Annotated in this window: 20 protein-coding genes and 1 tRNA gene; 11 read left to right on the forward strand and 10 right to left on the reverse strand. The window is 62.6% G+C overall.

Features of this window, described 5'->3' with window-relative positions; genetic code table 11:
• Window positions 1-1418, reverse strand: a 1418-nt coding sequence (locus Q0K23_RS03935) for a 4Fe-4S dicluster domain-containing protein (RefSeq protein ID WP_294518100.1), incomplete at its 3' end; no start/stop codon positions are given.
• A 287-nt stretch (window positions 1419-1705) separates the two neighbouring features.
• Here Q0K23_RS03935 and Q0K23_RS03940 point away from each other — a divergent pair.
• The 3 genes from Q0K23_RS03940 to Q0K23_RS03950 all read left to right on the forward strand — a co-directional run bounded on the left by Q0K23_RS03940 (window position 1706) and on the right by Q0K23_RS03950 (window position 8213).
• On the forward strand, window positions 1706-2167 hold the full coding sequence (locus Q0K23_RS03940; RefSeq protein WP_294518102.1) for a pyridoxamine 5'-phosphate oxidase family protein: 462 nt from the start codon (window positions 1706-1708) through the stop codon (window positions 2165-2167).
• A gap of 66 nt (window positions 2168-2233) precedes the next feature.
• The gene (ypeB, locus tag Q0K23_RS03945; RefSeq protein ID WP_294518103.1) at window positions 2234-3607 is read left to right on the forward strand and encodes a germination protein YpeB; all 1374 of its coding nucleotides are present in this window, start codon (window positions 2234-2236) and stop codon (window positions 3605-3607) included.
• A 343-nt stretch (window positions 3608-3950) separates the two neighbouring features.
• Window positions 3951-8213 carry an EAL domain-containing protein gene (locus tag Q0K23_RS03950; protein ID WP_294518105.1) on the forward strand — a complete coding sequence of 1421 codons (4263 nt, stop codon included), beginning with the start codon at window positions 3951-3953 and terminating at the stop codon, window positions 8211-8213.
• A 408-nt stretch (window positions 8214-8621) separates the two neighbouring features.
• Here Q0K23_RS03950 and Q0K23_RS03955 read toward each other — a convergent pair whose 3' ends face one another.
• From Q0K23_RS03955 to Q0K23_RS03965, 3 genes are all read right to left on the reverse strand, one after another.
• Window positions 8622-9479: a carboxypeptidase-like regulatory domain-containing protein gene (locus Q0K23_RS03955; RefSeq protein ID WP_294518106.1), complete on the reverse strand. Its 858-nt coding sequence runs from the start codon at window positions 9477-9479 to the stop codon at window positions 8622-8624.
• Window positions 9480-9604: 125 nt separating this feature from the next.
• Window positions 9605-11458: a M56 family metallopeptidase gene (locus Q0K23_RS03960; protein WP_294518108.1), complete on the reverse strand. Its 1854-nt coding sequence runs from the start codon at window positions 11456-11458 to the stop codon at window positions 9605-9607.
• A complete protein-coding gene (locus Q0K23_RS03965; protein WP_294518110.1) occupies window positions 11455-11826 on the reverse strand; it encodes a BlaI/MecI/CopY family transcriptional regulator in 372 nt (123 codons plus the stop codon). Before Q0K23_RS03965 ends, Q0K23_RS03960 begins: the two co-directional genes overlap by 4 nt.
• Window positions 11827-12036: 210 nt before the next feature.
• Here Q0K23_RS03965 and Q0K23_RS03970 point away from each other — a divergent pair, with 210 nt between their 5' ends.
• Window positions 12037-12372, forward strand: coding sequence for a hypothetical protein (locus tag Q0K23_RS03970; RefSeq protein WP_294518112.1), 336 nt, complete (start codon window positions 12037-12039; stop codon window positions 12370-12372).
• 67 nt (window positions 12373-12439) lie between these two features.
• Here the strand turns inward: Q0K23_RS03970 and Q0K23_RS03975 are convergent, their stop codons facing one another.
• The 3 genes from Q0K23_RS03975 to Q0K23_RS03985 form a co-directional block, all read right to left on the reverse strand.
• The gene (locus Q0K23_RS03975) at window positions 12440-12988 is read right to left on the reverse strand and encodes a GNAT family N-acetyltransferase (protein ID WP_294518114.1); all 549 of its coding nucleotides are present in this window, start codon (window positions 12986-12988) and stop codon (window positions 12440-12442) included.
• A 127-nt stretch (window positions 12989-13115) separates the two neighbouring features.
• Window positions 13116-13592 (reverse strand): NUDIX hydrolase, encoded by a 477-nt coding sequence (locus Q0K23_RS03980; RefSeq protein ID WP_294518116.1) that lies wholly within the window; start codon window positions 13590-13592, stop codon window positions 13116-13118.
• A 234-nt stretch (window positions 13593-13826) separates the two neighbouring features.
• Window positions 13827-13913, reverse strand: a tRNA-Leu gene (locus tag Q0K23_RS03985).
• Window positions 13914-14094: 181 nt separating this feature from the next.
• Here Q0K23_RS03985 and Q0K23_RS03990 point away from each other — a divergent pair.
• The 3 genes from Q0K23_RS03990 (at window position 14095) to Q0K23_RS04000 (ending at window position 19661) form a co-directional block, all read left to right on the forward strand.
• Window positions 14095-15417, forward strand: coding sequence for a putative ABC transporter permease (locus tag Q0K23_RS03990; protein WP_294518118.1), 1323 nt, complete (start codon window positions 14095-14097; stop codon window positions 15415-15417).
• 136 nt (window positions 15418-15553) lie between these two features.
• Complete coding sequence (gene cls, locus Q0K23_RS03995; protein ID WP_294518120.1) at window positions 15554-17095, forward strand: cardiolipin synthase; 1542 nt, start codon at window positions 15554-15556, stop codon at window positions 17093-17095.
• Window positions 17096-17144: 49 nt separating this feature from the next.
• Complete coding sequence (locus tag Q0K23_RS04000) at window positions 17145-19661, forward strand: ATP-binding protein (protein WP_294518122.1); 2517 nt, start codon at window positions 17145-17147, stop codon at window positions 19659-19661.
• A 109-nt stretch (window positions 19662-19770) separates the two neighbouring features.
• On the opposite strand, the gene rplT is transcribed toward Q0K23_RS04000, so the two are convergent.
• The 3 genes from rplT to infC all read right to left on the reverse strand — a co-directional run bounded on the left by rplT (window position 19771) and on the right by infC (window position 21114).
• A complete protein-coding gene (gene rplT, locus Q0K23_RS04005; protein WP_006574163.1) occupies window positions 19771-20127 on the reverse strand; it encodes a 50S ribosomal protein L20 in 357 nt (118 codons plus the stop codon).
• A gap of 90 nt (window positions 20128-20217) precedes the next feature.
• Window positions 20218-20421 carry a 50S ribosomal protein L35 gene (gene rpmI / locus Q0K23_RS04010; protein WP_006574162.1) on the reverse strand — a complete coding sequence of 68 codons (204 nt, stop codon included), beginning with the start codon at window positions 20419-20421 and terminating at the stop codon, window positions 20218-20220.
• 54 nt (window positions 20422-20475) lie between these two features.
• Window positions 20476-21114 carry a translation initiation factor IF-3 gene (gene infC / locus Q0K23_RS04015; RefSeq protein ID WP_294518129.1) on the reverse strand — a complete coding sequence of 213 codons (639 nt, stop codon included), beginning with the start codon at window positions 21112-21114 and terminating at the stop codon, window positions 20476-20478.
• Window positions 21115-21512: 398 nt separating this feature from the next.
• Between infC and Q0K23_RS04020 the strand changes: the two genes are divergently transcribed.
• The 4 genes from Q0K23_RS04020 to Q0K23_RS04035 all read left to right on the forward strand — a co-directional run bounded on the left by Q0K23_RS04020 (window position 21513) and on the right by Q0K23_RS04035 (window position 26603).
• Complete coding sequence (locus Q0K23_RS04020) at window positions 21513-22757, forward strand: BMP family protein (RefSeq protein ID WP_294518131.1); 1245 nt, start codon at window positions 21513-21515, stop codon at window positions 22755-22757.
• Window positions 22758-22997: 240 nt separating this feature from the next.
• Window positions 22998-24503 carry an ABC transporter ATP-binding protein gene (locus Q0K23_RS04025; protein ID WP_294518221.1) on the forward strand — a complete coding sequence of 502 codons (1506 nt, stop codon included), beginning with the start codon at window positions 22998-23000 and terminating at the stop codon, window positions 24501-24503.
• A gap of 3 nt (window positions 24504-24506) precedes the next feature.
• Entirely contained in the window at window positions 24507-25661 is a 1155-nt protein-coding gene (locus tag Q0K23_RS04030) for an ABC transporter permease (protein WP_294518133.1), read from the forward strand.
• The gene (locus tag Q0K23_RS04035; protein WP_294518135.1) at window positions 25662-26603 is read left to right on the forward strand and encodes an ABC transporter permease; all 942 of its coding nucleotides are present in this window, start codon (window positions 25662-25664) and stop codon (window positions 26601-26603) included. It abuts the gene before it with no gap.
• Window positions 26604-26674 lie beyond the last annotated feature (71 nt).

Raw genomic sequence — 26674 nt, forward strand, 5'->3', positions numbered from 1 at the left:
GGCTGCATGGTGCCGGCACCGGCCACGCAGCCGCCGGGGCAGGCCATGCCCTCCAGCAGGTAGCCGGGGTACTTGCCGGCCACCGCGTCCTTCATCATCTGGCGGCACTCCCGCAGGCCCTCGGCCTTGGCCACCTTGACCTCGCGGTCGGGGTAGCGGGACTTGATCACGTCCACCACAGCGGTAGCCACGCCGCCGGACACGGCGAAGTTCCGGCCGTCGGTGGAGGCGTCGTTGACGCCGGTGGGGTCCTCCTCGATGGTGGTCAGATCCACGTGCTTGGCGTCGAAGATACCGGCCATCTCCTCAAAGGTGAGGACGAAGTCCACCTCGCTGCGGACGCTCTTGCGCATGGCCTCCAGCTTCTTGGCGGCGCAGGGCCCGATGAACACAACCTTGCCGCTGGGGTGGTTGTGCTTGATGAGGCGGGCGGTCAGGGTCATGGGGGTGAGGGCCATGGAGATGCAGTTGGCGTGGTCGGGGAAGGTCTTCTTGGCCATGACGGACCAGGCGGGGCAGCAGGAAGTGCCCATGAAGGGCAGCTCCTCGGGGACCTCACGGACAAAGTCCTCGGCCTCCTGGGTGGCGCACAGGTCGGCGCCGATGGCCACCTCGAAGATATCGGCAAAGCCCAGCTGCTTCATGGCGGCGCGGAGCTTGCCGGGGGTGACCTTGGGGCCGAACTGGCCCACAAAGGCGGGGGCCACGGCGGCGTACACACGCTCGCCGGACTGGATGGCCCGGATGACCTGGAAGATCTGGGACTTGTCGGCGATGGCGCCGAAGGGGCAGTTCACCAGGCACATGCCGCAGGAGACGCACTTGTCATAGTCGATGTCGGCCTTGCCGTTGGCGTCGGTGTGGATGGCGTCCACGCCGCAGGCCACGGCGCAGGGCCGCTCCTGGATAATGATGGCCTTGTAGGAGCACACGTCGGCGCAGCGGCCGCACTTGATGCACTTCTCCTGGTCGATGTGGGAGCGGCCGTTGTACCGGTCCAGCTTGATGGCCTCCTTGGGGCAGACCTCCTCGCAGGGGTGGGCCAGGCAGCCCTGGCAGCCCTCGGTGACCAGAACCTTCTTCTCGGCGCAGGCGTTGCAGGCGAACTTGATCACGTTGATCAGGGGCGGGGTGTAGTAGGTCTCGTCCCGGTCGGCGGCCTCGATGTTGTCGGACAGAGGGGCGTGCTCCGCCGCGCTGCGGCAGGGCAGGCCCATGGCCAGACGCAGCCGCTCGCCCACGATGGCCCGCTCCAGGAACACGTCGTTGCGGAAGTTGCCCACTTCGCCGGGAATAATCTTATAAGGAAGCTCCTCAATGCGCTTGTCCACCGGCCACTCGGTGTGGTAGGCCATGCGGGCCACCTCGCGGAAGATTCTGTGCCGTATCTCCTGAATACGCGTTTCAACGCCTCTCATAGTTTTTTAGATCCCCCTTGTGTTTCTTCGGTGTTGCATGCAGAACATATTTTGCCCGCTAAAACCGCGGGATTTTGGTTACAGAGAAAGAATACCGCAAATATTCCCGCTTGTAAATCATTAGCAGCAAATTAAAATACGATTTTTACATTAGATAAGAAAAAGAAGGCGCAGCCGGGCCGGTTTCGTGTACGTTTCACAGGACGAAATAAGAGAAAACAGAGGAAGCCCTTGCAATCGGCGGGCCGGACGGATATCATGGAGAAAAAACGGAGAGGATGGAGCGTATGAGACGAAAGGACCGGGAGCAGGGGACGGAGTTTATCCACCGGGTGATGGACCGCTGTGCATACATGGTGCTGTCCATGACGGGGGCGGACGGACTGCCCTACTGCGTGCCCCTGACGCCGGTGCGCAGCGGGGAGGACATCTACTTTCACTGCGCGCCGGAGGGGGAGAAGGTGGACGCCCTGCGGGCCCATTCCAGGGTGGCCATGGCCTTTGTGGAGGAGGCGGAGGCGGTGCCCCGGAAGTTCACCGCCCGGTACGCCTCGGTGCTGGCCAGAGGTACTGCCAGCGAGGTGACGGAGGAGGCCGAGAAGACGCAGGCCCTGCGGCTGCTCTGCCTGCGGCACTGTCCGGCGGACATGGACCGGTTCGACGAGGTGGTGTGGGCCTGGATGCCCCGCACCGCGGTGTGGAAGGTCCGGGTGGAGTCCGCCGCCGGAAAGGCCAATCCGGGGGACTGACAGCAAAAATTACCTGAAAAGAACCGCCTCTTTTGGAACAGACTAGGTCCAAAGGGGGCGGTTTTCATGACCAAGGAATTTTTTCGCAGCCGTCGGGCAAAGGTGCTGGCGGTCAGCTTTGCGGCGGCGGCCTTCGCGGTGACCGGCGGCGCGGCGCTGAAGAGCCACGCCCGGGCGGAGGCCTACCGGAACATTGTCAACAACACCTACCAGCACGCCTTTGCCGAGCTGACCACGGCGGTGGCGGAGATGGACGCGGCGCTGCAGAAGAGCGCCTACGCCACCTCCCAGCCTCTGCTGGCCCAGCTGTGCACCGAGCTGTTCGGCCGGGCCATGTCCGCCCAGATGGCCATCGGCGAGCTGCCCTACGGCAACGTGGAGCTGGCCCAGACCGCATCCTTTGCGGCCAAGGTCGGGGACTACGCGGCGGCCCTGTCCAAGAGCACGGCGGCAGGGGACGGGACCACGGAGGAGGAGAAGGAGAACCTGCGGGCCCTGGCCGCCGCCTCAGGGCAGCTGTCCCAGATGCTCCAGGACCTGCAGGCCGACATCCACGGCGGGACCATCACCCTGGAGGACCTGGAGCAGGCGGAAGTCCGGCTGGCCCAGACCCAGGAGAGCGGGGAGACGGCGGGGAGCACCTTCCAGAACATGGAGGCCGACTTCCCCGAGGTGCCCACCCTGATCTACGACGGCCCCTTCTCCGAGCACCTCTCCACCCAGCAGCAGCCCAAGGCCCTGGAGGGGCTGGAAGAGGTGACCCAGGAGGAGGCCCGGGAAGCGGCGGCGGCGTTCATGGGCCTGAAGCCGGAGATCTTCACGGCCGTGTCCACCGGCGAGGGGGCCATCCCCTACTGGAGCTTCTCCGCTGTGGTGGACGGGGGCGAGGTGTATATCGAGGTGTCCCGCCAGGGGGGCAGGGTGACGGAGCTGATGAACGCCCGACCGGTGGGGGAGGCGGTTCTCACGGCGGAGGAGGGGGTAGAGGCCGCCAGGGCCTTCCTGGCCGCCCAGGGGTACGAAGACATGGAGCCCACCTATCATATCAGCCAGGACAACATTCTCACTGTCAACTTTGCCGCCCGGCAGGGGGAGACGCTGTGCTACCCGGACCTGATCAAGGCGGCGGTGGCCTTGGACAGCGGCAGCATTGTGGGCTTTGAGGTCGAGGGGTATCTGATGAACCACACCCAGCGGACGCTGGAGTCCCCCGCTGTGTCGGAGGAGACGGCCCGGGCGGTGCTGGACCCGGATCTGGAGTGCCTGTCCCACCAGCTGGCCCTCATCCCCACCGCCGGAAAATATGAGGTGCTCTGCCACGAGTTCAAGTGTCAGCTGGAGGACGGACGGCACTATATCGTCTACGTGAACGCCCAGACCGGCAGCGAGGAGAAGATCCTCATTCTGATCGAGGATGAGAGCGGAACGCTGACCATATAATGGCCTGACGGAATGCCCGCCCGGGGACAGAGATGTCTCCGGGCGGGCTGCTGCCTGGGCTGCGAAACTTTTACACAACGGGCAAAACGGCGGAAATCGGTGGGACCGGCCTGTAAAATGGGACGGAAACAGGTGAAAAAAGCGGGGATGGCCTGGGCACGGGGAAGAGGCCCTTGAAGGAAACCGGGAAGCATGGTACAATAAACAACAATTATTTTGCGGATACGGAAGGGGTTTCCAACTTTTGCAGGGGGAATCCCGCACCTTTCCGCACCAAAAGGACAGCGCCGGGGCACTGTGCCCGCCTTCCGGCGGAGAGGTGGCTTGAGGAGTGGCGATGAGCATGGAACTGGACGGGCGGTCTGTGGCGGACACCTACCGCGGCATACTGGATTTTCTGAGCGAGAGCTCCAATGATTACTTTTACTTTATGGATTTCCAGACGGAGCGGATCCATTTCTCCAGGAACATCTGCAGGAACTACGATGTGATGGAGGACGGGCGGGACTACGTCACGGTGCATGAGTGGAGCCGGATCGTCTACTCGTGGGATCTGCCCATCCTGCGGGAGCTGTATGAAAAGGTGCGCTCGGGCAGGGAGACGGTGCACCGGCTGGAGTACCGTGTGATCAACCGGCGGGGGGACGTGGTGTGGATCAGCAGCCGGGGCAAGAGCCAGCTGGACGGGGAGGGCCGTCCCCAGTGGGCCATCGGCTGCATCTCCGAGGGGGCCATGGACAGCGGCGCGGACAACTTCACCGGGGCCTTCGGCATGAACCGGCTCAAGCAGGAGTGCGGCCGGCTGCTGGCCGAGGAGCGGGACGGCTTTCTGCTGCTGGTGGGAGTGGACGACCTGAAGTCCATCAACCTGAAGATGGGCCGGGGGCACGGCAACGCGGTGCTCCGGCGGGTGGTGGAGGCCCTGGAGAGCGCGGTGGACGGAGAGCGGCGGATCTACCGCACCAACGGCGACTGCTTTGCGGTGAACCTGCCCGAGACCGATGCCCGCCAGGCGGAGGCGGTGTTCTCCTGCGCCCGCAATCTGCTGGAGGGCCAGTGTACCCTGTCGGGGGGCTGCGTGCCCTTCCGGGAGTACATGGTGCCCGACGCCGAGACCCTCTACCAGTACGCGGAGAACACCCTGGACCACGCCAAGGCCCAGGGAAAGAACCGGCTGCTGTTCTTCTCCGCCGACGACTACGAAAAGGAGATCGCCACCCTGGAGCTGAAGGAGGACCTGACCGGGAGCGTACAGGCCGGGTTCCGGGGCTTTTCCCTGTGCTATCAGCCCCAGGTCTGCTCGGGCACCTACCGGCTCTACGGCGCCGAGGCCCTGCTGCGGTACACCTCGCCCCGGCGGGGCAGCGTGCCGCCGTCGGAGTTCGTGCCCATCCTGGAACAGAGCGGGCTGATCCGCCCGGTGGGCATCTGGGTGCTGGACACCGCCCTGGAGCAGTGCAGGATTTGGCGGCAGCTGGAGCCCGACTTCCACGTGAGCATCAATGTGTCCTACACCCAGCTGTGCGAGGCGGATATCGTCCAGAAGGTGCTGGACGCGGTGGACCGGAGCGGCCTGCCCGGCGAGGCCGTCACCCTGGAGATCACCGAGAGCATGCAGCTGCTGGACTACCCCCAGATCAACGACCTGTTCCTCCAGTGGAAGAAGCACGGCATTGAGATCTCGGTGGACGACTTCGGCACGGGCTACTCCAGCCTGAGCCGGCTCAAGGAGCTGGAGATCGACGAGATCAAGATCGACCGGTGCTTTGTCAACAACATCCAGCACAGCGCCTACAACTACCGCCTGCTGGGCAATATGCTGGAGCTGGCGGACAGCTGTCAGATCCGGGTGTGCTGCGAGGGGGTGGAGACCGAGGAGGAGCTGACCGCCCTGGAGGAGCTCCATCCGGCCCTGCTCCAGGGGTTCCTGTTTTCCCGGCCCTGTACGCCTGCGGAGCTGGAGGAGCGCTACCTGCGGCCGGACAGCCCGGACTACCGGGCCCGGCTGGAGCGGGAGCGGAACTATCTGAGCCAGATCCACGTCTCGGAGATCGGCTCCGCGGCGGACTGGTCGGAGGACGAGCTGGCCGCGGCCATTCTGGAGGCGGAGAACGACATCTTCTACATCAGCGACATGGACACCTATGAGCTCTACTACGTCAACCCGGCCGGGCGGCGGATGATGGGCCTGCGGGACTACCGGGGACGGAAGTGCTACAAGGCCCTTCAGGGCCTGGACGAGCCCTGTCCCTTCTGCACCAACGCGGTGCTCAAGCGGGACAACTTTTATATCTGGGACCGGCAGAACGAGTACTGCGGGCGGCACTTCCTGCTCAAGGACAAGATCATCACCTACCAGGGCAGGCGGCTGCGGATGGAGGTGGCCCTGGACATCACCAAGCACGAGGTGGTCAGCCGCACCACCCAGGAGCGGCTGATCTTCGCCCAGAAGATCGCCGGATACACCAGGACGCTGTCGGAGTACGCCGACTACGGCGAGGCGGTCAACCGGATGCTGGCCTCAGTGGGGGAGTTCTACCAGGCGGACCGGGCCTATCTCTTTGAGCCCAGCCCCCAGCGGGAGGGCCACTGGGACAACACCTTCGAGTGGTGCGCGCCCAACGTGGAGGCCCAGGCCCAGAACCTGCAGGACGTGCCGCCCAGCGTGCTGGAGCGGTGGATGGGGCTGTTTGACAAGGACTGCTCGGTGGTGATCCTGAATCTGGACACCCTGCGCAGGGAGAGCCCGGAGGAGTGGCGGGTGCTGGAGGCCCAGGGCATCAGCCGCCTGATCGCGGTGCCTGTCCGGGACCGGGACCAGACCATCGGCTTCATCGGCGTGGACAATCCCCGCTACTCCATCCACGATGACGCCCAGATCCGGGTGCTGTCCAGCTTCCTGCTGGGCCGGATCCGGCAGGAGCGGAACGAGAGCCGGTACCGGCAGCTGCTCCGTGCCAACTGCCACGATATCTTCGAGCTGCTGGGGCTGGGGCTGTGGGCCATCCGCTTTGACCGGGAGGGAAAACGCCGCGAGATGGTGGCCAACGACACCATGCTCCACATCCTGGGCATCTCCGGCGTGCCCAGCGCAGAGGAGTGCTACCAGTTCTGGTACAGCAGGATCAACGACGGCTACCGCCGCTATGTGGACGAGTCCATGAAGACCATGATCCGCTCGCCGCGGCCTGTGCAGCTGGAGTACAGCTGGCGCCATCCGGAGCGGGGGGACGTGCTGGTGCGCTGCACCGGCATGCGCATGCCCGACGAGGACGGCATGATCTGCCTGAAGGGGTACCACCGGATCGTCAACGACATGGAGCGGCCCAAGCTGGTGCCCGACTCCTGCGCCCGGGACATCTTCGAGTACAACGCGGCGGAGAAGACCATCTTCTTCCACACGGAGCGGACCCTGCTGCTGGGGGAGGAGGCCCACGAGTCCAACTTCCCCCAGTGCTGGATCGACAGCGAGATCGTCCACCCCCACTTTGTGGAGGCCTTCCGCAACGGCTTTTCCCGCACCCGGCTCCAGCGGGGGAACGAGCGGCAGGAGCTGCTGCTCAAGTCCAAAAACGGCACCTACGAGTGGTTCAAGCTGACCACCCAGCGGCTGGACCGGGAGCAGAAGGGCCAGGACGCGGTCATCGCCGTGCTGGAGCCCATCGGCGCCGACCGGGTCATGGAGCTGGAGTACATGCGCATGCGCAAATTCTACCACACCCTGCTCTCCGAGGCCATCGCCTATGCGGAGGTGGACCTGGAGAGCGGCCAGCTCAAGTCGGTGGGCGGGCTGTGGCGGGTGTACAAGCAGGACTACCGCCAGAGCTCCCGCCACTTCATCGAGGTGCTGGAGCAGCAGCTGGCCCCCATGCTGGCCCCGGAGGATCTGGAGCGGCTCAGCCGCTACCGGGACCCGGAGGTGTGGAACGGGATGCTGGCCCGTGGCGAGACCAGCAGCCGGTTCAGCTACCGCCGTCCGGTGGGGGACAGCCTCCACTGGGTGGAGCTGACCATCTACCTCTTCCGGGAGGACATCACCCGCAATGTGTACACCCTGATCTATCTCAAGGACGTCAATGCCGAGAAGGAGCGGGAGTTCGCCCAGGCAAAGGCGGCCGACCGGGACCCTCTCACCGGCCTGTACAACCGCACTGCCTTCGAGCGGGAGATGAAGCGGTGCGTGGAGGAGTGCGGCCAGTCCCCCTGCGGCGTGCTGCTGATGATGGACATCGACGACTTCAAGCAGATCAACGACCAGAAGGGCCATCTGGAGGGGGACAAGGCCCTTCAGGCGGTGGCGCGGGTGCTCACCTCCACCTTCCGGCAGGAGGACATTGTGGGCCGGCTGGGGGGAGACGAGTTCCTGGTGTTCATCCGGGGCGGCATCCGACGGGAGCGGCTGGAGCAGCGGGTGGAGACCCTGCTGACCACCCTGTCCCGCACCTCCGGCCCCGCTGTCACGGGCAGCATCGGCCTGACCTATGTGTGCAATCTGGACTTCCGCTATGACCACTATCTGAAGCGAGCCGATCTGGCCCTGTACGAGAGCAAGCGGAGAGGAAAGAACCGGTTCCACTTCTACGAGGACTCGGGCAGCCAGGATTAAGGAAAAAGAGCGCATCAGCCCCCTGCGGCGCACAGAGCGTGCAGCGCAGGGGGCTGATCTTTTGCATGGGCTAGAGGGGGCGGAACGGGGTGCAGGGACCGGGCTGCCTGTACCACCGGCAGCAGCCGGAGGCCGGGTCGTGGCACTGGGTGATCCGGGCCCCGGGGGCAAGCAGGAGCACCAGGCGCGGGCCCGACGGGCCTCGGCGCAGGGAGAGGAGATATGGACCCGGCGTCAGGCCGGTAAAAAAGGCCTGGCCGCAGGTCCACAGCTGCCTGGAGGACTGAACGCAGCCCCTCCAGTCCTGCAGCGTCACGCTGTCCCAGGGACAGCTGCCGGATACGCACACCCGGACCAGACACAGGTCCCGGCGGAAGACCGGACCGTGGACCAGGGGCGAGGGACAGGTTACTGGCTTACCTTTGCCTTGACCAGATACTGGCCGTCCGTGACGCCGCCGAACAGGTACTTTCCCTCGGTGTTGGTCTTGGTGGCGGCGATAAGCTGCTCGGTGGTAACGCCGCCCACGGTGGTGACCTGGTACAGGCCTACAAAGCAGCCGGCCACCGCCGCGCCGCTCTGATCCCGGATGATGCCGCTGACCGTGCCGTTGTAGGTGCGGCTGTCCACCTGGGTGGTCATGGTCAGGTTGACGGTGGAACCGGCCAGCACGGTGGCGGTCATGGGCGCGGTGGTGAGGTAGCCCTCGGCGGAGGCCCGCAGGGTGTATACGCCGTCAGCCACGTCGTAGAACAGGAACTCGCCGTCGGCGGCGGTATAGGTGGTGGCCACGGTCTCCAGCGCGGCGTTGGTCAGGGTGACTTTGGCCCCTGCCAGCGGGGTGCCGGTTGTGCCAAACACAGTCAGGGTGCCTGCGATGGCCCCCAGGGCCAGAGTGGCGTCTGCCGTGCAGGTGAGGGGAATATCGGTGGTGCTGCCGACGGTCACCGTGACGCCCACGGCGGTGCTCATCCGGTAGCCGTCCTTGACCGCCGCCACGCTGTAAGTGCCGGCGGGGATGCCGTCCAGGGTGTAGGTGCCGTCGGCGGCGGTCATGGTGTGCTGATAGGGCAGGCCGGCGCTGTCAAAGAGCTTGACGGTGGCGTCGGCAATGGGGGCGGTACCGTCGGTCACGGTGCCGGTGATGGTAGCAAAAGTGCTGGGAGCAGGGGGGAGGGTCAGGTTGACGTTCTCCTCCTGAAGGCCCTGAAGGGTGAAGCTGGGGCTGTACTGAAGGGCCAAAAGGTCCTGCTGGGTGTCGGCCATAGCGCGATTACCTCCTGAAAGTGCCGCATGGTCTGCGGGAGCCCGGGCTGCTGGCGCCGGGCTCTGAGGCAGTCTATGCCGCCGCCGGGGCCGGGGTGACAGAAGGAGAGCAAAATCGACCGGCCCTACCCGCCGGCAGTCTGGAGCAGCAGGAGGGCGGCGGGCGCGTGGCTTTCCATCCAGCCGGCCCCACGCTCCGCCATGTCCGCCCGGGCCGAGGTCAGCCAGGCGTCAAAGAACTCCTGCCCCGAGCCGGTGAGGGGAACCTGCTCCGCCTCGGGGGCCAGCTCACAGATGAGGCCCCACATGATTGCCCCCTCCAGGCCGGTCTGACCGCCGTCCAGGAACTGAGCGAAGCAGTAGCGCAGGGTGTGGTCCCCGTAGTCCAGCAGCTGCTGATAAGCCTCGGGGTGTGCGGAGATATAGGCCAACGTGCTGGAGGCCTCCTGTGGAGAGGAGGCAATCTCGGCCAGCAGCTCGGCAATTGCGTCATTTACATCGTCGACATCGGCGACCGTCTGCTTTTCCTGCACGCCGGAGGGCGACGACTGGCCCGGCTTCAGCCGGACATAGGTCAGGGCATTGCAGCCCAGCTGCATCTCCAGTGTGCCGCTGGCTGCCCTGCACGCATCGGTCCGGACGTAGAAGTCAAACTGTGTCCCAGGCCCGAGGCCGCGCAGGGAAACCGCATCCGGGTAGAGGGTGCTGTCGTCGGTCAGCGTCTCACTGGCAGGATAGGCAAAGAGGCGGTAGCCGTCCTTTGACTTCTGATAGGGCAGCAGGATGGTGCCCGACTCGGGCAGCTGATAGGAGCAGTTGAACATAAAGACGAGATATTCGTCCCCTTCGTTGGAGGGCATGACCTGCTCCAGGTAGATGGTGGTGGTGTCGTTTTGGAAGGCGGGGACTTCATTTTCCCTGAAAACCTGCCCTTCTCCGGTGTAGCAGTCCTCAGTCAGGGTGCCCTTGGGCACCGACAGGGTGAGAACGTAAGGGGTCTGGCTGGTGATGGCATAGCCCCGCTCCGACGTGATGTTGTCCAGGGTGAGCTGCTCCGGGTCGGTGAGGAAGCAGACCGCCACCGCCACGCACAGTCCTGCGGCGGCCAGAAGGGCCCACAGGGCGGGCTTTTTGCAGCGGAACACGGCCTTGACCCGCTCCTTCACGCCCACTTCGCCGAAAGCCAGGGGGCAGGCGGAGAGGGCAGGGCGGGACACGCTGCACGAGAGCAGGGCCCGGGCGTAGGCCTGTCGGGCCTGGGCGTCCCAGCCGGCCACCACATGCTCGTCACAGGCGAGCTCCAGGTCCCGGCAGAAGAGCAGGTAGGCCGCCCACACCAGAGGGTTGAACCAGTAGACCGCCAGCAGCAGGAAGCCCAGAGGTTTCCACCAGTGGTCCCGGCGGGCCAGGTGGGCCCGCTCGTGGGCCTCCACGCAGGGGATGTCCTCCTCCGCCATATGGGAGGGCAAATAGATCCGGGGGCGGAACAGGCCCAGGATAAAGGGGGTGGGGATGCGGTCGCACAGCCACAGATTGTCCCGGAGGGGGACGGCCTCCGCCACCCTGCGCCGCAGCGCCAGCCAGCTGACCAGGCCGTATGCCAGCAGAATGGCCACACCCGCCAGCCAGAGCCAGCTCAGCAGCTCCATCCAGTGGATGCCGCCTCCGGCAGTGGCCGTCACGGCGGACGAGGGCTCCAGATAATTGCTGACCGGCCTGTCCAGAAGGTCCACCCCGGTGCTGACCTGGAGCGCTCCGCCGCTGAGCACAGAGGCGGACACAGTCTCACCGTTGGGAATCAGGCTGACCGGGCTCTCCAGGGAGAAGGGGAGGACCAGCCGCAGGGCTACAATGCCCCACAGGGCGCACCGGAGGCCCCTGGGCGCCTTGCGCAGCACCAGCCGCAGGACCATCACCGCCAGAATCAGCCATCCGGCGGAAATGCTCATGTTCAGCAGCTTCCAGAACAGGGTACTCATGAGTTCTCCTCCTCTCCGCAGGCGTCGATCATGCGGCGGATCTGGTCGATCTCCTGGGGGGAGAGCTTTTTCCGGGCGGTAAAGGCCGCCAGGAAGGCGGGCAGGGAGCCGTCAAAGCTCTCCTCCACAAAGCGGCGGCTCTTCATGGCGTAGAACTCCTCCCGGGAGACGAGAGCGGTGACCACGCTGTCCCGGGTCTGGAAAAGCCCCCGCCCGCACAGCCGCTTGAGCACGGTGTAGGTGGTGGTGCGCTTCCAGCCCAGGGCCTGCTCGGCCTGCCGCACCAGTTCCCCGGTGGTGATGGGCGCGCCCGCCCAGATCAGGTCGGCAAAGCGGGACTCCACCGCACCCAGCTGATACTCCTTCATGGGAACACCTCCTCTGTCTACTTCTTGTAGTCAAATATAGTCTACAAGGTGTAGACGCAGATGTCAACTGTTTTTCGAAACATGAAGGCAACCTTAACAAATGGTAAGACGGGCTATATTGATTTTACATAATCCCGGGCTATAATGTGGGAGCACTGGTCCCCGGGCAGTGGGACGATGAAATTGATTGAATTGAAAGGAATGTCTGATATGAAACGAATCGCTACCGTGATCCTGGGCGCCGCTCTGGTGCTCTCCCTGGCCTCCTGTTCCAAGCTGGGCCTCCCCGGCAAGCAGTCCGCCTCTCCCGCGCCCAGCGAGAGCGGTATGATGGAGATCAAGACCTCCACCATCACCGGCACCATCAATCGGATGGACGACTATCTGGTGCTGCTGCTGGACAACGGCGACTATCAGATCTTTGACTTTGACAAGGGCCTGGACGCCAGCACCTTCGCCGAGGGCGACAAGGTGGAGGTGACCTACACCGGCGTGCTGGGCGACGAGAACGCCACGCCCGTGGCCACCAAGCTGGTGAAGCAGTAAGGATAAAAAACCGGGGGACACATCGACGTGTCCCCCGGTTTTGCGCTGTTTAGGAGCGGTGAGCGGCTTATCTCCTCAGTACATGCCATATATCGCTGCCGGCGAATCCGCACTTCCGGTAGAGCCGCTCCGGATTCGTCGGATTGCCGCATTGACCGGATACCGTGGCAAAGCTGGCCGAGCCGCGCATCCGCCACAGCAGTTCGGAGACGAGGGAACGGCCCAGCCCGCGCCCGCGATACGCCTGAGATACCTGGATCCACTCCAGGATCCCCTCGCCGATTTCACGGTCCAGTTCTCCAATGCCGGTCGCGGCAATTGCGCCGGTCCGCTCCTCCTTCACAGCGATCCACAGTCCGGCGTCATACACCGGCCGCGTGGTGGAGCGATACAGTTCAGACTCTGAAACACCGATATCATCATAGCAGCTGTTGATATGGTCCGCATATTCCCGCAAGGTAATATCACATAAGCGGAACCCCTCCGGCAGCTGGGGAGGGGACAGGTGCTTCAGACTGTGGAACAGGCGAAAATACGGCTCGCCCGTGTACTGCGCATACTCCGGCGGACGGAAATCATCGTCATGTATGATGAGGATTCCCTCCGGCAGAACCATGCTTTTTGCCTTCCAGTAGGGGAGGGACGCCGCTCTGCACGGATTGGCAAGGTATTGGCTTCCTGTAATCATATTTACGCCTCGCAGCAATTAAAATGGTCCATATTTCTCTGAAGATGATGGGTGGTCATTCATATTCGGTGCGAATTGTGAACGTCTGGGGCAAATCAAAGATGTCCTTTTTCAAAAAGAGCGGATAAAAATATTCATGCTGTAATTGTTCGTATTTCAGCCATTCAAAAGTATGCTGGTGACTTCCTTCCCGTATAAAAAACCTGTCGCCTTTATCAAGCAGGTCAGTATGTGAAATGTCCATCAGAAAATAAATGCAGACCTCATGGTAGTGCAGGCCATCAACATCCTTTTTGAAAAAGCCCTGATTGAACCAAAGAGGACGGACAATCTTGGCTGTAATATTTAATTCTTCTTCTATTTCTCTGGTGACGGCATCTTCTGCCGTTTCACCCAGTTTGACACGTCCGCCGGGCAGATAGAAATAGGGGGAGCGTTCATCGTGCATGGCCAAAATCTTGCCGTCATTCAGAATGATGGCACATACTCTGTAATTGAATTTTTCATTCCCAGATTCAAATGAAATATCCATATCTCCACCTCGCAGTCAATTTTGCCGGGAGAATAAAAAACGCCGGAGCAAAGCCGGACTTTGCCCCGACATGGAACATCGCAACAGTACAGATGCCGCAGCTTTCAGGTTTGCACCCAATGCCAAATCGAAGCCCGGCGAAGCGGGTTCGCTTTGGAAAGGAGGAGCAGCGGCGTGAGCGCGCTCTGACTTTTGAAAAAAATCGGAGCAAGCGATACAGAGCTTGCTCCGACGTGGTACCGGTGGTGGGGCTCGAACCCACACGGTGTCGCCACCGGCGGATTTTGAATCCGCTACGTCTACCAATTTCATCACACCGGCATATTTAAGGGGGAGGATCATGGCCTCCGGCTGCGTTACGGTACATTATACAGGAAACCGCGCGCCATTTCAAGGAGAAGTTTGCGCAGGGTCATAAACGCGGGTTGCAATGGGGGAAAAAGTATGGCAGAATAGCCCGTGAGGGCGCGAAGGGCTCAGCGCCTCCGAAAGGAGAGACGTTATGTATTATACGCTCTATCAGTTGGCCTGGTTTTTCCTGGTCTACTCCCTGGCAGGATGGTGCGTCAGCGTGGCGGCGGCCGCGGTGCGGCGGCACATCTTTGTCAACAGCGGCTTTCTCAACCTGCCGCTCAAACCGTCCTACGGCTTCGGCGCGGTGCTCTTCGCCATCTTCCTGCCTGAGCTGGCGGATCACCCGGTCTTTCTGGTGGTGGGCGGCGCGGTCATCGCCGCAGCCGTCACCTTTGTCACCGGGTTCCTGCTGGAGCGCATCTTCCACCGCCGCTGGTGGGACTATACCAGGCACCGGTTCCAGTTCGAGGGCTACATCTTCTTCCCGCTGCTGCTGGTGTGGGGCCTGCTGGCCCTGGCGTCCATCTGGTTCCTGGACCCCCTGCTGGCCGGGGTGCTGGACCGTATCCCCAGACTGGCCGGGCTGATCGCCCTGCTGGTGTGCTGGGGCGTGGTGGCGGTGGACTTTGTGGTGTCCCTGGTGTCGGTGCTCCAGCTCCGCTTCCGGCTGCGGCGCCTGGCCCGGCTGTCGGAGAACTTCCGGGACCTGTCCGACGTGTTCGGCAACGCTATCACCCGCCGGGTCCAGCGCCGGGTCCTCCGGGCCCACGAGCTGGAGGCGGAAAAGCTGCTGGAGGCCCAGACAGAGCGGGAAGAAAAGCGCGGCGTCTTTGCCGAGGGCTGCTGCTTCCACAAGCTGGTGTGGCTCTTTGTCATCGCCGCCTTTCTGGGGGATATCATCGAGACGCTGTTCTGCCGGGTGACGGCGGGGGTGTGGATGAGCCGGAGCAGTCTGATCTACGGCGCCTTCAGCGTGGTGTGGGGCCTGGGGGCGGTGATGTTCACCGCCGTGCTCTACAAGTACAAGGACCGCAGCGACCGGTACATCTTCCTGGCGGGCACCATCCTGGGCGGCGCCTACGAGTATGCGTGCAGCGTGTTCACCGAGTTGGCGTTCGGCACCGTGTTCTGGGATTACAGCCACCTCCCCTTCAACCTGGGGGGACGTATCAACCTGCTCTACTGCTTCTTCTGGGGCATTGCGGCGGTGGTGTGGCTCAAGGGCATCTACCCCGTGCTCTCCGGCCTGATCGAGCGCATTCCGCCCAAGATCGGCCGGATCGGCACCTGGGTGCTGATTGTGTTCATGGTGTGCAACATGGCGCTGTCGGCGCTGGCCCTGGCCCGGTACAACCAGCGGCAGACCGCGCCCGACGTACCCACCACCATCCTCTCCGACTTCCTGGACCGCCACTACCCCGACGAGCGGATCGCAAAGGTCTATCCCAACGCCATTCTGGTGGAGGAGTAAATAAGAGAAAACAGCCTGCGGCGCCTGAACAGGGGGCCGCAGGCTGTTTCCATGAAAGCCGGGACTTAACAAAAAGACGGGGATTTGGTATAATCGTGCCGTAACGCCCGGAAAAGGGCGGGAGAGAAGGGGTTCTATGACAGCGGAACAGAAGACCAGCGTGCAGAACAGCATCGGCCGCCTGGTATTTGTGGGACTGTGCATCCTGCTGGAGGTACTTTGGATCGTCCTGCTCTACATCAGGCTCAACGAGTATTCGGCCATCCTCAGTGCCGTCACCCGTCTGGCGGCCCTGGTGATCGTGCTGAAGCTGTACGGAAAACACACCAATGCGGCCTTCAAGATGCCGTGGATGCTGCTTTTGCTGGCATTCCCGGTGCTGGGGGTGTGCCTGTACCTGCTGATGGGCCGGTCGGGCGCCACCCGGCGGATGGCCCGACGGTTTGAAGCGGTGCACCAGACCCTGGCCAAGGGTGTGCCCGTCCGGCCGGACGTGGTGGAGGAGCTGAAGGCCCAGGGGGGCCCGGCGGGCAATCTGGCCGGCTACCTGCAGCGGTACGGGGGCTTCCCACTGTGCCGGAACACGGACGTGGACTTTTACGCCGACGCCGCCGACGGGCTGGAGGCCCAGCTCCGCGACCTGGAGCGGGCGGAGCGGTTCATCTTCATGGAGTACCACGCGGTACAGGAGGGCGCGGCCTTCGGCCGGCTGAAGGACGTGCTGGCCCGCAAGGCGGCCCAGGGCGTGGAGGTCCGCTTTATCTACGACGACATCGGCAGCATCGGCTTCATCAACCGGGACTTTATCCGCCGGATGGAGCAGGTGGGGGTGCAGTGCCGGGTGTTCAACCCGGTCATCCCGGTGTTCAACGTGTTTCTGAACAACCGGGACCACCGGAAGATCACGGTCATCGACGGCGCGGTGGGGTTCACCGGCGGGTACAATCTGGCCGACGAGTACTTCAACCTGACCCACCCCTTCGGCCGCTGGAAGGACACCGGCATCCGGCTGGAGGGGGACGCGGTGACCAGTCTGACGGCCCAGTTTCTGGAGATGTGGAACGCCATCCGCCCCACCGACGGAGACGTGAGCGCCTACCTGGCGCCGGTGCCCTATCAGAGCAGGGAGGGCGGCTTTGTCCAGCCCTACGCCGACAGCCCCCTGGACCAGGAGTTCGTGGGGGAGAACGTGTATCTGAGCATGGCCGAGGGGGCCAGGGAACGGGTGTGGTTCACCACGCCCTACCTCATCATCAGCGACGAGATGAACCGTGCCCTGGGTCTGGCGGCCCGGCGGGGGGTGGACGTGCGCATCATCACCCCCGGCATCCCGGACAAGAAGCTGGTGTACAGCGTCACCCGGTCCTACTACGCCGGGCTGGCCCGCAGCGGCGTGCGCATCTACGAGTACACCCCCGGGTTCATCCACGCCAAGCAGTGCGTGGCCGACGGGGAGACCGCCGTGGTGGGCACCATCAACATGGACTACCGCAGCCTGTACCTGCACTTTGAGAACGCGGTGCTCTTCCACGGCTGCGCCGCGGTGAAGCAGGTGGAGGAGGATTTCCGGAACACCTTCCCCCAGTGCCGGGAGGTGACCGGGCAGTACAGCTCGGGCCGCTCCGCCGTGCTGCGGGTGGGCCAGTGCCTGCTGCGGCTGTTCGCGCCGCTGCTGTGACGGCTCATCTCCCCGGAGCTGCTCCGGGATACACAGGGAGGACTTTGCCTTGAAAGAGAAAAAGATTTCCGTCTCGTCCAACACAGCGCTGAGCATTCTCATGCTGGTCCTGGTGGCTGTGCTGCTCCTGTTCAGTGTGTTTCTGGTCCGGGTGAAGCTGCTGGAGAACACCCAGAATTTGGGCATGGCCCTGGCCAAGAGCTACGCGGTGGAGGAGGAGATGCATCTGGACAGCTTCCGCCAGATCATCATCCTGGCCGCCCAGTACGTGGACGAGATTGACAGTGACGCGGGCAACGGCAGCGAGGTCCAGAGCTGGCTCCAGGACTATTTCTCCAAGCTGACCGTGATGCTGGGGGAGAACATGGTGGATCCCTACGCGGTGATCGACGGGGAGATCGTGGCGGCCAACCCGTGGGACGGGGACGCCGCCTACGACTACCGGTCCACGGATTGGTACCAGGACGCGCTGGCGGCCGGGGGCGAGGTGGTGTTCAGCGACGTGTATCAGGACGCCATCACCGGCGAGCCGGTGTTCACCATCTCCAAGGCGCTGGCACGCAGCGGCGACGTGCTGGCCATGGACGTGTACATCCACAGCCAGGGCCTCCACAACACCACCCAGACCCTGCCCGGCAACAGCTCCTACTATCTGTGCGACACCAACGGCACGCTGCTGTACACGGTGACCAGGTGGCAGACGGATGAGAAGACCCTGCAGATGTACGCCGATTATCTGATGGAGGGGATAAGGGACGGCTCCCTCTTTGCATACGACACCTCCATCACAGATATGGAGGGCGTGGAGCGGGGCGTGTACTACTCCACCATGAGCAACGGCTGGACGGTCATTATGACCATCCCCATCAGGACCATCCTGATGGGGGACCGGAACATGGTGGTGAATCTGCTGGCCGGGGTGGCGGTGCTGCTCTTTGCGGTGCTGACCGCCATGGTGATCCGGGATTTGCAGCAGAACAAGCGGATTAAAAAGGCGGGCAACACCATTCGGATTCTCAGCGACTCCTTTTACGCCGTCTACCGGGTGAACTTCCGCGAAGGGACCTATGAGGCCATCAAGATGTCCAGGGATCTGGAGTCCCAGATGCCCCGGACGGGAGGATACGACTTCCTGCTGGCCACGGTAAAGCAGGTGGTGGAGTCGGGGACCTACCAGGAATTTGAGCTGAGCTTTTCGCTGGAAAGCATCCGCCAGCGGGTGAGCGAGCACATCGCCGACTACGGCGGCGACTACCGGCGCCGCTTCGGCGAGATCTATAAATGGGTGAACATCCGCACCCTCTATGATGAGAAGCTGGCCCCCGACGAGGTGATTCTCTGCTTCCGGGACGTGGATATTGAGAAACGGCAGCAGCTCCAGCATACCATTATCCTCCAGGAGGCGCTGGAGGCGGCCAAGAAGAGCACAAAGGCCAAGTCGGATTTCTTCAGCAGCATGTCCCACGACATGCGCACCCCGCTCAACGCCATCATCGGCTTCTCCCAGCTGGCTCAGAACAGCCAGGGGGACTGCTGCAAGATGCGGGACTACATGCAGAAGATCGAGTTCTCGGGCAAGCAGCTGCTGGCCCTCATCAACGACATTCTGGAGCTGTCCAAGATGGAGGCGGGGAAGAACGCCCTCAACAACAAGCGCTTCAACCTGAAGCAGTACGTGGAGGAGTCGGCGGGGATCTTCCGGACCCAGGCGGAGCACCAGGGCAAGCACTTCTCCGTCGAGCTGGACATCCGCAACGAGGAGGTGGTGGGGGACGAGTTCAAGATCGGCCAGATCCTCAACAACCTCCTCTCCAACTCCCTGAAGTACAGCAACCCGGGGGCGGACATCCGGCTGGAGGTGCGCCAGTTCGACTTCCAGCGGCACAGCAAGTACCAGATCGTGGTGGAGGACACGGGCATCGGCATGTCCAAGAGCTTCCTGGAGCATCTGTTTGACCCCTACGCCCGGGAGACCTGCTTTACCAGCGCAGCCACCGTGGGCACCGGTCTGGGCATGCCCATCGTCAAGAGCCTGGTGCAGCAGATGAGCGGCGAGATCTCGGTGGAGAGCACCCTGGGGAAGGGGAGCAAGTTCACCGTCACCCTGCCGCTGGAGGCGGTCTCCGGGGAGGAGGACGCCCAGGAGAAGAAGGAGGAGCAGAGCAGCCCCTTCCAGCTGGCGGGGCGGAAGATTCTCCTGGCGGAGGACAACGAGCTGAATATGGAGATCGCCACCGAGATCCTCTCCATGAACGACGTGGAGGTGCTCCAGGCGGTCAACGGCGCGGAGGCGGTGCGCATCTTCCAGGCGGCGGCGCCCTACTCCATCGACGCCATCCTGATGGACATGCAGATGCCGGAGATGGACGGCTGCCAGGCGGCCAGGGCCATCCGGGCGCTGGACAAGCCGGACGCGGCCACGGTGCCCATCATCGCCGTTACTGCCAACGCCTTTGCCGAGGACATCGCCAAGACCACCGAGGCGGGCATGAACGGGCACATCTCCAAGCCCATCGATGTGTCCCTGCTCTACCAGGCGCTGGAGAAATGCATGAAGCACGAATAAAAGAAAACCGGGCCGCCCCTCAGCAGGGCGGCCCGGTTTTGTCCAAAGGACAGGAAAAGCGGGGCATGGCGTCTGCCCTGCCCCGCTCTGTGTGCGCTGAAATCTGGATTTAGCCCAGCTGAGCCTTCGCCATCTCGGTGAGGGCGGTGAAGGCGGCCTTGTCGTTGACAGCCAGCTCGGCCAGCATCTTGCGGTTGATCTCCACGCCGGCCTTCTTCAGGCCGTTCATGAAGGTGGAGTAGTTCATGCCGTTCATCTTGCAGGCGGCGCTGATGCGGGTGATCCACAGCTGACGGAAGTCGCGCTTCTTCAGCCGGCGGCCGGTGTAGGCGTACTTCAGGGACTTCATGACCTGCTCTTTGGCCATCTTGAAGTGCTTGCTCTTGGCGCCCCAGTAGCCCTTGGCCAGCTTGAGGACCTTATTTCTTCTCTTGCGCGTCATCATCGCGCCTTTAACTCTAGCCATTTGTAAAAAGCCTCCTATGTTATGAGTAAAAGGGGGTGGCCCCTCCGGCTCTCAGCGAGCCTCCTCTCCGGGAAGGAGATGGTAAGGTTCTTATTTGTAGGGAATCATGCGCTTGATGGCGGACTCGTTGGTCTTGTCCGCGTAAGCGCCGGCGCGGAGGCCTCTCTTGCGCTTGGTGTCCTTGCCGTGGCCGTTGAGCAGGTGGGACTTGAAGGCGTGGGCGCGCTTGACCTTGCCGCTCTTGGTGAGGTTGAAGCGCTTCTTGGCGCCGCTGTGGGTTTTGAGCTTAGGCATTTTAGTGATCTCCTTTACTGTTAAATACCTGGGACAGCCGCCGGGACGGCGGTTTTACTTCTTGGCGTCCTTACCGACCTTGGAGGACAGGAAGATGGACATGTGCCGTCCGTCCAGCTTGGGGTCCTTGTCCAGCGTGGCCACGTCGGCGCACTGCTCGGCAAACTTGAGCAGCAGATCCTTGCCGATCTCGGTATGGGCCATTTCGCGGCCGCGGAAGCGGACCGTTACCTTGACCCGGTCGCCGTCGGCCAGGAACTTCTGCGCATTGCGGACTTTGACATTGAAGTCGTTGACGTCGATGCCGGGAGACATGCGCACTTCCTTGATTTCCACCACGCGCTGGTTCTTCCGCGCCTCCTTCTCCCGCTTCTGCTGCTCGAACTTGAACTTGCCGTAGTCCATGAGCTTGCAGACCGGGGGAACCGCGGTGGGAGAGATCTTGACCAGATCCAGGCCCTGCTCCATGGCCTTCTCCAGAGCCTCTCTGGCGGACATGATGCCCAGCTGAGCGCCGTCGGCGCCCACCAGACGGACCTCTCTGTCCCGAATCTCCTCGTTGAGCTGATGACCCTGTTTGCTGATAGGAAAGCACCTCCAATTCGTTAAGCAAGCCAAGCCTGCACCTGGCTGAAACCGCAAAAAGCGGCTACCAACCGGTACCCGCGTCCAACACAACAACACCCGCCGCATCCTGGGAGGCGGCGCGCACTGAACTATGTTGACCTCTTTGCCTGGGGCTGGAGGTGAGGACGGAGGTACCGTTCCTGCTTTATTGTGCTGAGATACTATACCACATATCATACTCACAGTCAAGTAAAAAATTTGTATAGAGAATGTAGAAAAGTTTTGAGGGGGCATGCGGGGGAAATGTGGTCAAAAGAGGAGAAATACTGTACTATTTGTTCAAAATGCCCGTGGCAGCGGCGGGATATGAAAGGTAACTTGTAAAAATTTCGAACTAAACGGTCAAATGACGATTGCTCTTTGCTTAAGACTGCGTTATAATAGCCTTGCCAGCCCAGTGAGGGACGGAGAGACGTCTGTTGCCGAACTGGGCCATCTGTTTCTTGAAAGGAAGGTAGATCACATTGAAGAAGTCTCGTAAGATCCTGGCTCTCATTCTGTCCCTGGCAATGGTCTTCGCTCTGGCCGCCTGCGGCAACCAGGAGACCGGCGGAGACACCAACAGCCCCGCTCCCTCCGGCAGCCAGCCTGTTGAGGACAACCAGACTCCCGCTACCCAGTCCGGCGGCGAGGAGAACACCGCTACCGACATCAAGGTGGCCATGATCACCGACTACGGCGACATCACCGACCAGTCCTTCAACCAGACCACCTATGAGGCCTGCAAGGCCTACTGCGATCCCGCCGGCATCCCCTTTGAGTACTACAAGCCCGCCGGCGACTCCACCCCCGAGCGTGTGGCCATGATCGACGCCGCTGTGGCCGACGGCTACAACGTCATCGTGATGCCCGGCTACGCCTTTGCCGAGGCCATCAAGGAGACCGCTGAGCTGTACCCCGACACCACCTTCATCGCCCTGGACGTGGGCGAGACCGACCTGAATCCTCTGGATGAGAATGGCAATCCTCCCGCTGATCCCTACGTGGTGCCCTCCAACGTGTACTGCGCTGTGTATCAGGAGGAGCTGTGCGGCTACATGGCCGGCTACGCCGCTGTGAAGCTGGGCTACACCCACCTGGGCTTCCTGGGCGGCATGGCCGTGCCCGCTGTCCAGCGCTACGGCTACGGCTACATCCAGGGCGCTGACGCCGCCGCCGCTGAGACCGGCGCCGACGTGACCCTGGAGTATGTCTACGGCAACCAGTTCTTCGGCGACGCCGACATCACCGCCTACATGGACAACTGGTATCAGTCCCTGGGCGTGCAGGTCGTGTTCGCCTGCGGCGGCGGTATCTACACCTCCGCTGCCGAGGCCGCTGCCAAGGCCGGCGGCAAGGTCATCGGCGTGGATGTGGACCAGGCCGGCATCATCTCCGCCTACGGCGAGGATATGACCGTCACCTCCGCCATGAAGGGCCTGGCCAACACCACCCAGCACCTGCTGGATGAGGTTGTCAACGGCAACTTCGCCAACTACGGCGGCAAGATCGAGACTCTGGGCCTGGTGTCCGGCGACGATCCCGAGGCCAACTATGTCCAGCTGCCCATGGAGTCCACTCAGTGGAGCGACGGCTTCACCCAGGACGACTACAAGGCCCTGGTGAAGGCCATGTTCGACGGCGAGATCACCGTCTCCAACGACGTGTCCGTGGAGCCCGCTGCCAATGCCACCACCATCACCGTCAACAGCTACGAGAACATCAAGTAAGGAACAGATGCCGAAAGAGGGCGGGCCAGGTCCCGCCCTCTTTTTTTAAGCAGGCCACTGTGCACAAAGCGGCTTTGAATTTTTCTGGAAAATCCGTCAAATTTCCTTGGAAGAACCCGACGGATATTGTATAATGATATTGTCAATTAAGCGCAAGGCGGCTTTGCCCTCCGGCAGAAGCCCGGCGCGGAACTATATGAGGGGGAGGTCGTCGGCTTGGAACAAGCATATGCTATCGAAATGCTGAACATCACCAAGAAGTTTCCCGGCATTATCGCAAACGACAACATTACGCTTCAGTTAAAAAAGGGAGAAATCCACGCCCTTCTGGGCGAGAACGGCGCGGGTAAGTCCACTCTGATGAGCGTGCTCTTCGGGCTCTATCAGCCGGAGGAGGGCACCATCAAAAAGGACGGTCAGGTGGTCTCCATCAAGAACCCCAACGACGCCAACGACCTGGGTATCGGCATGGTGCACCAGCACTTCAAGCTGGTGGAGGTGTTCTCTGTTCTGGACAACATCATCCTGGGCGTGGAGCCCACCAAGGGTCCCTTCCTGAAGAAGGATGAGGCCCGGAAAAAGGTGGTGGCCCTCAGCGAGAAGTACGGGCTGAAGGTGGACCCGGACGCCATGGTGGAGGACATCACCGTGGGCATGCAGCAGCGCACCGAGATCCTGAAGATGCTCTACCGGGACAACGAGATCCTGATCTTTGACGAGCCCACCGCCGTTCTGACCCCTCAGGAGATCGACGAGCTGATGGAGATCATGCGCGGCCTGCGGGCCGAGGGCAAGAGCATCCTGTTCATCACCCACAAGCTCAACGAGATCATGGCTGTGGCCGACCGGTGCACCGTCCTGCGCAAGGGTAAGTATATCGGCACCGTGGACGTGGCCCACACCACCAAGGAAGAGCTGTCCAAGATGATGGTGGGCCGGGACGTGGACTTTGTGGTCCACAAGGAGCCCGCCAAGCCCGGCGACGTGGTGCTGGATGTGAAGGACCTGACCGTGGCCTCCAAGGTCCACAAGAACAACGCCGTGAAGGGCGTTTCTTTCCAGGCCCGGGCCGGGGAGATCGTCTGTATCGCCGGCATCGACGGCAACGGCCAGAGCGAGCTGGTGTATGGCCTGACCGGTATCGAGCCTGTTGTGTCGGGCACCATCACCTTCAAGGGCCAGGACATTACCAACGCCCCCATCCGCAAGCGGTCGGTCTCCGGCATGAGCCACATCCCCGAGGACCGGCACAAGTACGGCCTGGTGCTGGACTACACCCTGGAGGACAACATGGTGCTCCAGCGGTACTTTGAGCCCGAGTTCGTCCACGCCGGCTTCATGAAGCGGAAGGCCATCCGGGCCTATGCCGAGCGGCTCATTCAGGAGTACGACGTCCGCTCCGGACAGGGCCCCATCACCCTCGCCCGCAGCATGTCCGGCGGCAACCAGCAGAAGGCCATCGTGGCCCGTGAGATCGACAAGAACCCGGATCTGCTCATCGCCGTCCAGCCCACCCGCGGCCTGGACGTGGGCGCCATCGAGCACATCCACAGCCAGATCGTGGCCCAGCGGGACGCCGGCAAGGCCGTCCTCCTGGTCAGCCTGGAGCTGGACGAGGTCATGGCGCTGAGCGACCGGATCCTGGTCATGTACGAGGGCGAGATCGTGGGCGAGCTGGACCCCAAGACCACTACGGTGGAAGAAATGGGCCTGTATATGTCGGGCGCCAAGAGGGAGGGGAAATAAAGGATGAAGCAAGGAAAAAAGTCCGGTTCCATCTGGAAGAACAAAGGCTTTCAATCTCTGGCGGCCTCGCTGCTGTGCATCCTGATCGGACTGCTGGTGGGCTATATCGTCCTGCTCATCATCAATCCCGCCGGCGCGACGGAAGCCATCAAGACCATTGTGGAGAACTTCCTCTACTATCCCAGCGCCGCAGCCCAGCTGAAGTACCTGGGCAACACCCTGGTCAAGACCGTGCCCCTCATCATGTGCTCCCTGTCCATCCTGTTCGCCTATAAGGTGGGCCTGTTCAACATCGGCGCCGCCGGACAGTACGTGGTGGGCGCGGGCGCCAGCCTCTACTGCGCCCTGGCCCTGAATATGCCCTGGTATGTGTGCATCATCGCCGCCATCCTGGCCGGCTGCATCCTGGGCGGCATCTCCGGCGCCCTGAAGGCCTACTGCAACGTCAACGAGGTCATCTCCTGCATCATGCTCAACTGGATCAGCCTCTACGCGGTCAACATGCTGCTGGGCAACGTGAAGGAGACCGCCAGCCCCTACACCCTGACCCTGGCCAGCACCAACAAGAGCGCCATCCTGCCCAGCCTGGGCCTGGGCAAGTTCTTCAGCAACAACCAGTACGTGACCATCGCCATCCCCCTGGTGGTGATCATCTCCATCGTGGTGTGGGTGGTGCTGGAGAAGACCAAGTTCGGCTATGAGCTGAAGGCCACCGGCTTCAACAAGTTCGCCGCCAAGTACTGCGGCATGAAGGAGAAGCAGAACATCATCCTCACCATGGTCATCGCCGGCGGTCTGGCCGCCATGGGCGCGGGCATGTTCTATCTCACCGGCTTCGAGCAGTGGCAGACCACCGCCTCCTCTGTGCCCGCCATGGGCTTCAACGGCATCGCCGCCGCCTTCCTGGGCGGCCTGAACCCCATCGGCGCCATCTTCTCCTCCTACTTCATCCAGCACATCACCAACGGCGGCGCCTACGTGGACAAGACCATGTACTCCGCCCAGATCGCCGACTTTATCTCCGCCCTCATCATCTACCTGTGCGGCTTCGTGCTGTTCTTCAAGAGCTTCATGGACCGCCGGGCCGACCGCAAGGCGGAGGCCAAGGCCCTGGCGGCTGCCAAGGCCGCCGAGAACGGGGAAGGAGGGGACAAGTAAATGGTACTGCTCATTCAGTATACGCTGATTTTTGCCTCCGTCCTGATCCTGGTGGCGCTGGGCGGCTGCTTCTCGGAGCACTCCGGCATCATCAACATCGGCCTGGAGGGCATTATGGTCATGGGCGCCCTGGGCGGCGCGCTGATGATGAAGTTCCTGCCTGCCGGCACTCCCGCGCCGGCGGTCATCCTGGCGGTGGTCGTGGCCGCCATGGCCCTGGGCCTGGTGTACTCCCTGCTGCTGGCCGTGGCCGCCATCAACTTCAAGGCGGACCAGACCCTGGTGGGTACCGCCATGAACCTGCTGGGCACCGCCGCCGCCACCGTGTTCGTCAAGGCCATGAACACCTCGGAGAACGTGAACAACGTCTCCTCCACCATCCAGTATATCGAGCCCAAGAAGGCCTTTATCGTCAACATCGCCGGCTTTGAGTTCAACTGGTTCATGCTCCTGGCCGTCATCGCCCTGGTGCTGGCCTATGTGACGCTGTACAAGACCCGCTTCGGCCTGCGGCTGTGCGCCTGCGGCGAGCACCCCCAGGCGGCCGACTCCGTGGGCATCAATGTGTACAAGATGCGCTATGCCGGCGTGCTCATCTCCGGCGTGCTGGGCGGTCTGGGCGGTATCGTCTATATCACCGCCGGCGTCAGCGAGTGGAAGTTTGAGAACGGCGTGGCCGGCTTCGGCTTCCTGGCCCTGGCCGTCATGATCTTCGGTCAGTGGAAGCCCACCCGCATCGCCCTGGCCGCCCTGGTGTTCGGCCTGTTCCGGGCCCTGGGCAACGTGTACACCGGCTTCGACTTCCTGGCTGCCCTCAACCTGCCCAGCAGCGTGTACAACATGCTGCCCTATATCATCTCCCTGATCATCCTGGCCTTCACCTCCGGCAAGTCCCGGGCGCCCAAGGCCGAGGGTATCCCCTACGACAAGGGACAGCGCTGACCCCTGTCACAAGCTGATTCCAAGCGGACCGCCGCCCATCCGGGCGGCGGTCCGTTTGTCATTTCTGCCGA

The sequence above is a fragment of the uncultured Pseudoflavonifractor sp. genome (assembly GCF_944387275.1).
Classification (GTDB): Bacteria; Bacillota; Clostridia; order Oscillospirales; family Oscillospiraceae; genus Pseudoflavonifractor; species Pseudoflavonifractor intestinihominis.